Origin of the sequence: Paenibacillus sp. PastM-3 (genome assembly GCF_029893965.1) — a bacterium.
Taxonomy (GTDB): domain Bacteria; phylum Bacillota; class Bacilli; order Paenibacillales; family Paenibacillaceae; genus Paenibacillus_AQ.
On the sequence record NZ_JARXXP010000012.1, the window covers coordinates 19,589 to 31,349 of the forward strand.

Annotated in this window: 10 protein-coding genes and 1 pseudogene; 7 read left to right on the forward strand and 4 right to left on the reverse strand. The window is 51.3% G+C overall.

What is annotated here, in order from left to right; all coding sequences use genetic code 11:
• From M2108_RS17340 to M2108_RS17350, 3 genes are all read left to right on the forward strand, one after another.
• Positions 1-711, forward strand: coding sequence for a glycosyltransferase family 2 protein (locus tag M2108_RS17340; RefSeq protein ID WP_280768014.1), 711 nt, complete (start codon positions 1-3; stop codon positions 709-711).
• A gap of 200 nt (positions 712-911) precedes the next feature.
• Positions 912-1,862, forward strand: coding sequence for a ring-cleaving dioxygenase (locus M2108_RS17345; protein ID WP_277470745.1), 951 nt, complete (start codon positions 912-914; stop codon positions 1,860-1,862).
• 27 nt (positions 1,863-1,889) lie between these two features.
• Complete coding sequence (locus M2108_RS17350) at positions 1,890-2,483, forward strand: flavin reductase family protein (protein WP_277470768.1); 594 nt, start codon at positions 1,890-1,892, stop codon at positions 2,481-2,483.
• Positions 2,484-2,556: 73 nt separating this feature from the next.
• Here the strand turns inward: M2108_RS17350 and M2108_RS17355 are convergent, their stop codons facing one another.
• The 3 genes and pseudogenes from M2108_RS17355 to M2108_RS17365 all read right to left on the reverse strand — a co-directional run bounded on the left by M2108_RS17355 (position 2,557) and on the right by M2108_RS17365 (position 5,607).
• The gene (locus M2108_RS17355; RefSeq protein WP_346780569.1) at positions 2,557-3,954 is read right to left on the reverse strand and encodes a sensor histidine kinase; all 1,398 of its coding nucleotides are present in this window, start codon (positions 3,952-3,954) and stop codon (positions 2,557-2,559) included.
• Positions 3,948-4,133: pseudogene (locus M2108_RS17360) on the reverse strand (winged helix-turn-helix domain-containing protein); the annotation flags it as partial. The pseudogene M2108_RS17360 and the gene M2108_RS17355, both read right to left, overlap by 7 nt.
• A complete protein-coding gene (locus M2108_RS17365; RefSeq protein WP_277470744.1) occupies positions 4,129-5,607 on the reverse strand; it encodes an FG-GAP repeat domain-containing protein in 1,479 nt (492 codons plus the stop codon). The pseudogene M2108_RS17360 and the gene M2108_RS17365, both read right to left, overlap by 5 nt.
• A 161-nt stretch (positions 5,608-5,768) precedes the next feature.
• On the opposite strand from M2108_RS17365, the gene M2108_RS17370 reads away from it, so the two are divergent.
• Positions 5,769-6,470: a metallophosphoesterase family protein gene (locus M2108_RS17370; RefSeq protein ID WP_277470743.1), complete on the forward strand. Its 702-nt coding sequence runs from the start codon at positions 5,769-5,771 to the stop codon at positions 6,468-6,470.
• Between the two features lie 6 nt (positions 6,471-6,476).
• On the opposite strand, the gene M2108_RS17375 is transcribed toward M2108_RS17370, so the two are convergent.
• Positions 6,477-7,520, reverse strand: a complete 1,044-nt coding sequence (locus M2108_RS17375) for a LacI family DNA-binding transcriptional regulator (protein WP_277470742.1) — start codon at positions 7,518-7,520, stop codon at positions 6,477-6,479.
• Between the two features lie 515 nt (positions 7,521-8,035).
• Here M2108_RS17375 and M2108_RS17380 point away from each other — a divergent pair.
• The 3 genes from M2108_RS17380 to M2108_RS17390 are packed head-to-tail and all read left to right on the forward strand — an operon-like array spanning position 8,036 to position 11,468.
• Entirely contained in the window at positions 8,036-8,893 is an 858-nt protein-coding gene (locus M2108_RS17380; protein WP_277470766.1) for an ABC transporter permease, read from the forward strand.
• 17 nt (positions 8,894-8,910) lie between these two features.
• On the forward strand, positions 8,911-9,792 hold the full coding sequence (locus M2108_RS17385; RefSeq protein WP_277470741.1) for a carbohydrate ABC transporter permease: 882 nt from the start codon (positions 8,911-8,913) through the stop codon (positions 9,790-9,792).
• A gap of 59 nt (positions 9,793-9,851) precedes the next feature.
• Entirely contained in the window at positions 9,852-11,468 is a 1,617-nt protein-coding gene (locus M2108_RS17390; protein ID WP_277470740.1) for an ABC transporter substrate-binding protein, read from the forward strand.
• The last annotated feature ends 293 nt before the right edge of the window (positions 11,469-11,761 follow it).

Genomic DNA, 11,761 nt, shown 5'->3' on the forward strand with positions numbered 1-11,761 from the left:
GTGGTCTGTCTGTCGGTTGTCGTACCGGTCTATAACGAAGAGAGAAACATACAGGAGCTCTACCTGAACGTTACCGAAGCGTTGCGGGAAAAAGTCGAAAGCTATGAGCTGGTGCTGGTGAATGACGGCAGCAAGGACCGGAGCTCCTTATTGCTGAATGAGCTGGCCCTGCTGGACCCGGCGGTAAAGGTCGTTCATTTCAAGCGGAATTACGGGCAGACTGCCGCAATCTCAGCCGGAATCAAACATTCACAGGGCGAATTAATCGCCCTGCTGGATGCCGGCCTGCAGACAGATCCCCGGGATATTTTCAGGCTGATGCCTTTTATCGGAAAAATTGATTTTGTAAACGGAAGACGCACGGGCCGTACGGGTCCAAGGCTGAAAAGAATAGCTTCGCGGCTCGAAAACGGGATCTGCAACTGGATTACCGGCGAAGCGATTGCGGATACAGGCTGCCCCCTGAAGCTGTTTACCCGGGAGGTGGCCGACAGTCTGCATTTATATAACGGGATGCACCGTTTTTTGCCTGCTCTGGCCAGGATGAACGGATTCTCGGTTGTGGAAGTCACAGTAACGCATCAGAAAAGAAAACACGGCATCTCCTTATACATTGTCCTAAGGAAATGCTTCACCGGTCTTATGGATGCCATGCTCATCGGCTGGCTCAAGAAAAGAGGAATCATGAATCACATCAAAGAAGGACGCTGAGCAGGCGATGTTCTGGTATTATAAATTTCAAGGGGAAAGTCTTGACTTTAAGATAAAAAGAGAGTAAATTGAAATCAAGGAATTATCTTAACTTAAAGATAATTTTCCGGAATATATCTTAAAGTTAAGAATCTTTAAATCATAATATCGTATGAAAATGAACCTCTGAAATCACACTATCCTAAAAGGAGTCGGTTATAATGACTAATGTAGCAGCAAAGCAAACAATGGGGATTCACCATATTACAGCGATTGTCGGTCATCCTCAGGAGAACATGGATTTTTATGCGGGCGTGCTGAGCTTGCGTCTGGTTAAGCAGACAGTCAACTTTGATGATCCGGGCACGTATCATTTCTACTTCGGCAATGACGGCGGGAAGCCGGGGACAATCATTACTTTCTTCCCTTGGCCTGGAGCTTACAAAGGTAAAATCGGCGGCGGACAGGTTGGTGTAACAACTTACATTATCCCGGTAGGGGCGATGAGCTTCTGGAAAGAAAGACTGGCAAAGTTCAAGGTTGCTTTTACGGAGCTGGAACGGTTCGGGGAGCAGGTGCTTGAATTCGATGATCCGCACGGGCTGCATCTGGAGCTGGTGGAACGCGAAGCCGGGGAGCCGAATAACTGGACCTTCGGAGGCGTTACTCCTGAAGTGGCAATCAAAGGCTTCGGCGGGGCCACGCTGCTGTCCACTGATCCGGAAGCAACGGCTGAACTGCTGGAGCAGGTGCTGGGTCTTACCTTTACCGGCCGGGAAAATGACATCGCACGCTATCGTTCTTTGGCTGACCTCGGCAATGTCATTGATCTCAAAATGACCGCTGTACAGCGCGGTGAAATGGGTGTCGGCACAGTGCATCATATCGCCTGGAGAGCAAAGGATGACCAGGATCAGCTGGATTGGCAGAGCTATGTGCATGATCACGGATATGGGGTAACCCCCGTGCAGGACCGGAATTATTTTAACGCGATTTATTTCAGGGAGCATGGGGAGATTCTGTTTGAGATTGCTACAGATCCTCCGGGTTTTGCCCACGATGAAACACCTGAAACCATGGGCACGGAGCTGAAGCTGCCTGCCCAGTATGAGCCGCACAGAGGACAGATTGAGCAGGTTCTGCTGCCGTTCCAGATCAGAGAGCTTGACTAAATTTAATTATGGAAAGGGATGAACGGTGTGCTGAATATAGACCCGGCAGACAATACGGAGAGGGATAATTATAAGCTGCTTGTTGGCAGCATCATTCCGCGGCCGATTGCATTTGTAACGACGTTATCCCTGGGCGGGGTGCTGAACGGTGCGCCTTTCAGCTATTTCAATATCGTATCGTCGAATCCGCCGATGATCTCCTTATCCATCCAGCATGCGGCAGGCAAACCGAAGGATACGGCACGGAACATTATGGAACGTCAGGAGTTTGTCGTGCATATTGTGGACCGGGACAATGTGGAGCAGGTTAATATGACTGCAGCTCCCCTTGCGCCGGATCAGAGCGAGGTTTCGCTCGCCGGACTCACGCCTGTGCCAAGCTCGGTGGTCTCCGTGCCGGGTGTCAGGGAAGCGAAGATAAGAATGGAATGCGTGCTGGAACGCACAGTAGAATTCCCGGGCTTCGAGCTGCTGATCGGCAGAGTCGTCCGGGTTCATATTGCCGAAGACATCTATGAGCAGGGCAGAATTGATCCGCTCAAGCTTGGGGCGGTCAGCCGTCTGGCCGGTAATCATTATGCCGGGATCGGGGAGATTTTTGAGATTGAGCGGCCTGTCTGAATCATAGGTTAAACCGAAAAAGCCGGTTGATTCCCGGCTTTTTTCGTATAAAAGCAAAGCGTTTTGGGTTTAGCTACTCCATAATATATCGCGGCAGCTCAACAATCACTGAGGTTCCTATCGTGAACTCACTCTCTATCTTGATCCGGCCACCGTGCAGCCCGATGATTTCCTTGCAGATCGCCAGCCCCAGACCGCTGCCGGACTGGCGTGAGCGGCCCTTGAAGAATTTGGTGCCGAGCTTCTCCAGGTCAGCCGCTTCAATGCCTTCTCCGGTGTCCGTTACCGTGACAATGATCAGCTCCTCCTGCAAAGCGGCGGTAATGCTTACCGCCCCCTCGGCCGGAGTGAACTTGAAGGCATTATCCAGCAGATTGACGAACACCTGCTTCAGCCGGTTGAAATCACCGTTAACCGGCAGCGGCTGGTCGGGAATATCGGCGTAGAGCCGGATCTGCTTCGTCTGGCCACGGTACCGGAACTGCAGCAGCAGGTCCTCCAGCAGCCCTCTGAGATCATACGGCTGCAGATCAACCGTAATCTCCCCGGCCTGGAATTTGGAGAAATCAAGCAGATCCTCCACCAGCCCGATCAGCCGGTCCGTTTCGCCGGTCATCACCTCGAGACCCTGCAGGGTCTCTTTTTTATCGGACAAATCACCCATAAGCAGCGTCTCGCCCCAGCCTTTGATTGAGGTCAGGGGAGTGCGCAGCTCATGCGTGACGGAAGAGATGAAGTCGTATTTGATTTTTTCGCTCTTGAGGATTTCCTCGGACATATAATTGAGCGTAACGGCAAGCGTTCCGATCTCGTCGTTATGCTGCTTCGCCGCCTTAGCCGAGAAATTTCCCGTCGCCATCTCTTTGGCAACCGAGGTCAGCTGCTGAATCGGCCCGACAATCCGTTTGGCAATAATCAGGCTGAGCACAAAGCCGAACAGGATGACGAGCAGCCCGACCCACACCGCGTTCAGCACAATCGTGATGATGACATCGTACAGCGGCTCTGCTGATACGGAATACCGCAGCACACCGATGTTGGCACCGGCCTCCTTGATCGGAACGGAGACAGCCATAATCCGTTCTCCGCCCACCGGGGTTAGACTCTGGTAAATCCCCTTGCCGCTGCTCAGTGCAGTCCTCACATCCGGTGTATCAATTCTCTCCGAGCTGGAGAAGCCGAACGAGTTGATAATGACATTCCCTTCAGTGTTAAGAACTTCGACCTTGCTGCTCTCTTCCGTTGAGAGGTTCTCCAGAATGTATCTTGCCCGCTCGTTGATCGAATAGCCCCCCAGATACTTGTTGAAAAAGGTAGCGGAGGTCGTGGCCCGTGAAGATAGGGTCTCCATTGCACTGCCCAGGTAATAATAGTGGACAGCTACAATAAACACCCCCTCCAGCAGCAGGACGATCAGGAGCAGGACAAGTGTTATATAGGTAATGAGCCGTGCCCTGATCCCTCTCAGCAATGTTGTACCCTCCATAAATATCCGAATCCCCACACCGTTTCCAGATATTGCGGCCCCGTGGCGTCCTGGCCGATTTTTTGGCGGATCCGGCTAATATTTACATCCACGATTTTGAGCTCCCCCATAAAATACTGCCCCCAGACCGAAGTCAGAATGTCATCACGGTTAACCGCCTTATTGGGCTGCTAGCGGCTGCGGTGTTCCGGCCAGCCGCCGGACCTCTTCCAGGGGCAGCTTGAGCTGGTTATACTCCTGCAGCCCGGTGCCGCTCAGCTTGCCGGCTGCATCTGCCGGAGGCAGCACAGCAACAAGCACGGTGGGAGCCGCAGCATCCTCTGTATTTTGCAGCTCATAGAGCACGGTATAAATGCGGTTCTCCGCCTTCAGCTTCGCTTCTGCGCTTTGCCATTCCTGCCTGGTCAGCAGCCGCAGCTCAAGCAGCGCTGCCCGGGAACCTGAGCCGGCTTCCTTATAGCTGAACCGGATGTTTTTCCAGGGCTCGGGAGATTCCTCTGCAATTTCAAGCGCATATCTACCCTTCCAGCTCTGCGGAATATGGAAGTTGAAGCCCCATCTGTCAAACTGCTCTGCCGTAAATTTCAGGCCGGACTGTCCGTCCCATTGATAATATTTGGTAATGAACGGAGTGGCCAGCGGGGCCATGCTCTCCGTACCTGCAGGAGGCACCAGGAAGCCGATTTCCACTATGCCGTCGCCATTCACATCTGTGCTGTGCAGCGGATAATCCTTGATCGCCATATTGCTCCCGCCAAGCTTGCTGTCAGCTTGGGGATTCAGGGGCGTGAGCGTAATATCCCGGCTGTCCGCAAGCTCCCTGTGATGATAATCATCTGCTGCAAGTATATCAATAAATTGGTCATTTTCCCAAGTCAGAAGGGAGGTATAGGAAGAATGTGCGCCGATTGCCACATCTACGAACAGAGCGCTGGTGCCCGGAGCCGCCTTGGCGAACTGGGCCTGAATGATGGCCCCGTCAAAAGTCTGGTCGGACAGGCTTTGCTGCTGCCCGCCCGCCAGCCGGAATAGCTGCAGCCTTGCACTTGGCTGCATATCGGTAGTAAAGGTAGTCTGGAACAGAGCGACATCACTTTGCCCGCTGCCGGTCAGGTCACCTACGGCCAGATGATCATAAGACTGCTTGAGGATTTCCGACATGGTACCATCCTTCAGACTATAGACCGCCAGCTCTTTGCTCAGGCCTTTGCCGCCGCTGAAGCCCAGCAGCACATCCAACTGCCCGTCTGCTGTGACGTCAACGAACTGCACGTAATCCAGCTCGCTGCCGACACCGGTAATAGCAGTCAGCTTGTTCCATTCGCCGCTGGACTGTGACAGGACAAGGGTGTTGACTTCAAAATCGGTTTTGTCCGTTTTATAAAAAGCGAGAATTTCATCGTGGCCGTCCTTATCCAGGTCCTGAAGCTGAATGGCGCTTCCTGACTCGGAATGAACGGGGACGGTCAGATGGGAGCCAGCCGGAAGGAAGGATTTTACGATGCTGGTAATGGTTCCGTCGGCATTGCCCTGGGAAGGGGCGCGGAGCAGATCACTGGGCGTCTTGGGCGCGCCGCAGCCTGCTGTTATCAGGGTTAATAATAGTACGGCGCCGATGCTTAAGCCGGGTTTATTCATAAGATATAATCTCCTTTGCTGTCTCTGAGGCTAGTATATCCCAACCTTCAGGCAAAGTAGTTGCAAAATGGTAAAGGTTGCGTTGTCTGCCAGGCGGAAGGCTTGGTATGATTAAAGAATATAACAGTTGTGCGGGTTAAAAAGGACAGAGGGGGAAAAGGATGCGGAAATTTTTCATGACTGATATTCATGGGGATCTGGAGGGACTGAAGCTGCTGCTCAAAAAAGCGGAGGTGAAGCCTGGCCGGGATCAGCTGGTATTCGGGGGAGATATGATCAACCGGGGAGCGGATTCAGCCGGTGTTGTTAAGCTGATTAGACATCTGATGGAGCTGTATCCGGAGCATGTCCATGCAGTGATTGGCAATCACGAGGAAATGATGGGCGATTATATGGTGCGCGGGGACAAGCTGTGGCTGAGCCACGGCGGCAGGGAGACGCTGAAAGGCTTCGCTTCCGTGTTTCCGGATGAAGACATCCGGCAGGAGCATATGGTGTGGGCCTGTTCTTTACCTTTGTATTATGAGGACGACGAATATGTATATACCCATGCCGGACTGAATCCCGGTCAGCCGCTGGATCAGCAGGACCGGGATATCCTGTGGATGAATGAGCATGATTTCTATCATCAGCCGCGGGCGGAGCTGCTTGCCTTAACAGGCGGAAAGCCCGTCATACACGGGCATACTCCGGTAGAGCGGATTTATTCGGACGGAGCCAGAATGAATTGCGATCTGGGCTCGAATACATACTCCGTGCTGGATGAACGGGCGCTCGGACTAATAAATCTGACGGAAATGACGTATCTGGTCTACAAGCAGGCCGGGAAGAAGCTGGAGGAGCGGCGGGTTGGGCGGTATTAGGCCGATTTATTGCTTAAATTCCGGCGTCGATTCTCTGATAACAGGTCTGGTATTGATATGGGTGACCTGATAGGGCTGCTGCGGACTTTCGATCCGCGAGAGCAGCATTTCGGCGGCCTTGATCCCCATTTCCGTGCTGTAAATATGGACCGTGGTCAGATGAGGCTCGATGATCCACGCCTCAGGACCGTCATCGAACCCGCAGACGGCAACATCCCCGGGAATGGAATAGTTCGACTGCTTCAGGGCCTTCATCATATTAACGGCGATATAGTCATTGGCACAGATAAAGGCCGAGGGAAGCTCCGGCATGGCCTGTAATTTCGCGGCTGCCCATTCAGGTGTTGCGAAGAACAGGCGGTCATCATCCAGGATACAGTGCTCCGCCTGAAGAGGAATTCCCGCCGCCGTAAGGGCACGGTTGAAGCCTGCCCACCGTTCATTAAAGCTCATGCAATGATTGTAATCACCAATAAACCCGAGGGTTGTGTAACCGCCATCAATTAGCTTTTTGGTAAGATGATAAGTGCTGTGTTCGTTCTCCATCAGCAGAATATCCGCCTGGAATTCAGGGTAGCAGACATGTGCGGAGCAGTCGATGAAGATCGTCGGAACGCCGAGGTCCGTGATCAGCCTGCTGTATTCCAGATTGAACAGCTCGATACAAATGATACCGTCTACATTATCCACATCAAAATTGTTAGGGAGCGTCAGAGACTTCTGCTCGATTTCCCGAATGATGTGAATGGACAAATTGTAGCCCTCTGCACTGATGTGCTTCTCCAGGCCGCTAATCAGGGTTGAACCGAAGTGGGAGGTATTAGGCAGATTCTCCGTTAACAGCGCAATATTCCGGGAGCTCTTTGGCAGGACATTCTCCGGCTCCATCAATGAGAACTGTTTATACTTTAACTCAATCGCCTTCTTGATGACCTTGTTTCTGGTTTCTTCGGGCAGGCCTTCTGTGCCGTTCAAGGCTTTGGAGGCCGTATTTCTGGAGATGCCCAGCGCATCGGCGATATCCTGGATCGTTACTTTTCCCCGTGCCATATATGTAAGTTCACCTCTATATTAATGATTCTCTTCGTCTACTCCATTAAATGTATAATAGTTTTAGCAAAATAGCAAATTAAATTTTACAAATGCACAAATTAGTTTACAAAATAAATAGAGTGGCTTAAGCGATATTTTGATTTATTCTGTATTAATGCTGTTTTTCGGCTTAAAAGCGGAGTTTTTATAAAAAAAATCAGCTTTTCTTGATTTTTGTCAAAAGAAACAGGGCAATAAAGAACAAAATAGTAGTCAAATGAACAAATTTATTTTTACAAAATGTATTGACTGATGGTTTTTCATTTGATAAATTGTAAAGGAACCAGAGGGCATTTGCACTGAAAAATGTAAGCCTTTCAACAGTGTCCCCGGAGCTTTGAACTATAAAACCATGTACATGAATGGAGGTAAAGGCATTGCATAATTCAATAGAAGCGGATCCCCGGCGCGTGACAGCGGTGAGGAGGAGCTCCTTCCCGGAATATTTGAAGAAGCATTATTTCCTGTATCTCATGCTGGCACCGGCGCTGATCCTGACCCTGATCTTTAAATACGGTCCTATGTATGGTGCGGTTATCGCCTTTAAGGATTTCAGCCCGATCAAAGGGATTCTGGGCAGTGAATGGGTGGGACTTTACAACTTTGAGAAATTTCTGTCTTCCCCAAACTTCGAGGTCATTTTTATGAATACGCTTAAATTGAGTTTTTTCGGCCTGATTCTGAGCTTTCCTGTGCCGATTCTGCTCGCCCTGATGCTTAATCAGGTCCGCCGCGCCGGGGTTAAAAAGAACATCCAGCTTTTCCTCTATGCCCCTAACTTTATATCGGTAGTGGTGGTTGTAGGGATGCTGTTCATTTTCCTGTCTCCGACAGGGCCGGTTAACCAGCTGTTCAGCTGGATTAACGGTGAGCCGGTGATGTTCATGTCCCGTCCTGAGTATTTCCGCTGGATCTATATCCTGTCCGACATCTGGACGGGGGCGGGCTGGGCTTCCATTATCTACGTGGCGGCGCTCGCCAATGTGGACCCTGAGCTGCATAACGCGGCCAACCTGGACGGTGCCAATCTGCTGCAAAGAATCCGGCATATCGATCTGCCGACCATCAGGCCGATTATGGCGATTGTCTTCATTCTTGCCGCAGGCGGCATCATGTCCATCGGCTTCGAGAAGGCTTATCTGATGCAGACGGCCACGAACCTGCCGACCTCTGAAATTATTCCAACCTATGTATACAAAATCGGCCTGCAGTCGGGCGACTATGCTTACTCAGCCGCAGTGGGGCTGTTCAACTCGGTTATCAACGTCATTCTGCTGATTACTGTGAACTTCACCGTGAAGAAGCTGAATGAGGGCGAAGGCCTTTATTAGGAAAGGAGCAACCATTCATGTTCGTAAAACATTCCCGGCTGGACCGCCTGATGCTCGCGCTGAACGCTGCCTTTTTGACACTGGCCGTGCTGGTGGTCATTCTTCCGCTCATCTATGTCGTAATTGCCTCCTTCATGGACCCGTCCGTTCTGCTGAGCCGGGGGATCTCGTTCCGGATAACCGACTGGTCTGTTGAAGGCTATAAGATGATCCTTACCAATCCTGCGATGCTGCGGGGATTTGCAAACGCTGTTTTTTATGCCTCCGCCTTTGCGCTGCTGACCGTTACGGTTTCAGTATGTGCCGGGTATGCCTTGTCGGATGACCGCTTGAAAGGGAAGGGCTTGTTTATGACGGTGTTCCTGTTCACGATGTTCTTCGGCGGCGGCCTTGTCCCGACTTATCTGCTGGTCAAAAATCTGGGGCTGCTGGATACGGTCTGGGCTGTCATTATCCCCGGAGCGGTCAATGTATGGAATATTATTTTGTCCAGAACCTTCTTCAAAGGGGTGCCGAAGGAGCTGAAGGAGGCGTCCAATGTGGACGGGGCCTCGGAGATGAGGATTTTCTTCAGCATCGTATTGCCGCTCTCCAAACCGATCATTTTCGTGCTGGCGCTGTATGCCTTTGTCGGCCAGTGGAATTCGTACTTCGACGCTATGATCTATCTCGATAATCCCGCTCTTCACCCGCTGCAGCTTGTGCTGCGTTCGATCCTGATCCAGAACCAGGTGGACCCGGGCATGATCAGTGACCAGCTGGCTGCGGCGGAAATGAAGCGTCTGTCTGAAATCATCAAATACGCGGCGATCGTAATCTCCAGCCTGCCGCTGATCATTATGTATCCGTTCTTCCAGAAATATTTTGAAAAAGGTGTCATGGTCGGCTCCATTAAATAGGAAGCAGGCTGCACATAGATAGGTTCTTTTCATTCATTTTACTTTGGAGGTCATATCCGATGAAAAGCTCAACACGTTCAAAAGGTTTGTCAAAAGCAGCATCAGCCTCTGTCCTAGCTTCCTTCATGTTCCTGGCTGCCTGCAGCGGCGGAGGCGGGGGAGGAAGTGCTGCCAGTGAACAGCAGGACCCAAGCGGCAAGGTTACCTTAAACTTCATTACGCAAAGCTCTGCCCTGGCCCCGGCCGATCCGAACGATAAGCTGATCAATAAACGTCTTGAAGAAAAAACGAATGTGCATATCAACTGGAAGAACTTCACGAGTGATGTATTTGTAGAAAAAAGAAATCTGGCTGTAGCCAGCGGCGATCTTCCGGATGCTATTTTTAACGCGGATTACAGTGACTATGAGCTGTTGAAGCTGGCCAAGGACGGCACGATCATTCCGCTGAATGATCTGATCGAGCAGAATATGCCCAACTTTAAAAAGGTGCTTGAGGAAGCTCCTGAGTACAGAAGCATGATCACAGCGCCTGACGGCAATATCTACGCATTCCCCTGGATTGAAGAGCTGGGGAACGGCAAGGAAAGAATTCAGGCAGTGGACAGTATGCCGTGGATCAATGTGGAATGGCTGAAAAATCTGGGCCTCGACATGCCGACGACTACCGAAGAATTGAAGCAGGTGCTGATTGCTTTTAAGACTCAGGACCCGAATGGCAACGGCCAGGCCGATGAAATTCCGCTTTCCTTCATTAATAAGCCTGGTGCGGAGGATCTGGTGTTCCTGTTCGGATCATTCGGACTCGGGGAGAATCCCGACCATGCGGTGGTAAGCAATGACGGCAAAGTGGTCTTTACCGCTGCCGAAGAAGGCTACAAAGCTGCCGTGAAGTTTATCAATGAGCTGTACAAAGAAAAACTGATTGATATTGAAGCCTATACCCAGGACTGGAGCACTTATCTGGCCAAAGGGAAGGATCAGAAGTACGGCCTTTATTTCTCCTGGGATAAGGCGAATATTTCCGGTGCCAACGATGCCTATGAGGTGATGCCGCCGCTGGCCGGACCGGACGGTGAAGTGAATGTAACCCGGACGAACGCCCTGGGACTGGGCCGCGGAAAAATGGTCGTAACCAGTGCCAACAAAAACCTGGAAACCACGGCGAAATGGGTCGATCAGCTGTATGATCCGATCCAGTCTGTACAGAACAACTGGGGAACCTACGGGGATGACACTCAGCAGAACATCTTTGAATTCGATGAAGCCGCAGGGATGCTGAAGCATCTGCCGCTGGAAGGCACCGCTCCGGTTGAGCTCCGTGAGAAAACAAGCATCGGCGGACCGCTGGCGATTCTGGATTCTTATTATGGCAAGTACACCACCATGCCGGATGATGCCAAGGGCAGAATGGATATCGTCAAGAACATCATGGCTCCGAACATGAAAGCGGAAAATGTTATGCCAAGCGTGTTCCATTCCATCGACGAGCTGGACCGGCTGACGACCATTGAAACCGACCTGTTCGCCTATGTGCTCAGAATGCGTACTGAATGGTACCAGAACGGCAAAATTGATGCCGAGTGGAATGACTATCTCAAGGAGCTGGACCGCCTTGGCCTGCAGGAATGGCTGGAGATCAAGCAGGGCGGATATGACAGAGCGACGGGAAAGTAATATAAAAATAAAAATAAAGATTGAACGGGAATCTTGAGAAAAGGGAGCAGAGCAGCGGAGGATGAGGCTGGAACTGAAGACTGGCATCGGAAGGATAGGCTAATTGGATTGAACTTGGATATAGTTACAGGGGGGAGTGGCGGAGGAGAAGTTTGGAGCTGTAGGAACGATAGTGTCCGCCTGAAAGCTTTCCGTAGGAAAGCTAGCATCGGAAGCATAGGCAGTGTCCGGATTTCAACCGCGATCAGCGGACTAAATTCAAGAAATCTGGACACAACAGCGGCCGGAGGCCC

What these genes read in the sequence shown, in the direction of transcription:
- M2108_RS17385 (WP_277470741.1), top strand. Translation starts at nt 8,911, where the DNA reads ATGTTCGTAAAACATTCCCGGCTGGACCGCCTGATGCTCGCGCTGAAC.
- M2108_RS17380 (WP_277470766.1), top strand. Translation starts at nt 8,036, where the DNA reads ATGCTGGCACCGGCGCTGATCCTGACCCTGATCTTTAAATACGGTCCT.
- M2108_RS17365 (WP_277470744.1), bottom strand. Translation starts at nt 5,607, where the DNA reads ATGAATAAACCCGGCTTAAGCATCGGCGCCGTACTATTATTAACCCTG.
- M2108_RS17375 (WP_277470742.1), bottom strand. Translation starts at nt 7,520, where the DNA reads ATGGCACGGGGAAAAGTAACGATCCAGGATATCGCCGATGCGCTGGGC.
- M2108_RS17345 (WP_277470745.1), top strand. Translation starts at nt 912, where the DNA reads ATGACTAATGTAGCAGCAAAGCAAACAATGGGGATTCACCATATTACA.
- M2108_RS17390 (WP_277470740.1), top strand. Translation starts at nt 9,852, where the DNA reads ATGAAAAGCTCAACACGTTCAAAAGGTTTGTCAAAAGCAGCATCAGCC.
- M2108_RS17370 (WP_277470743.1), top strand. Translation starts at nt 5,769, where the DNA reads ATGCGGAAATTTTTCATGACTGATATTCATGGGGATCTGGAGGGACTG.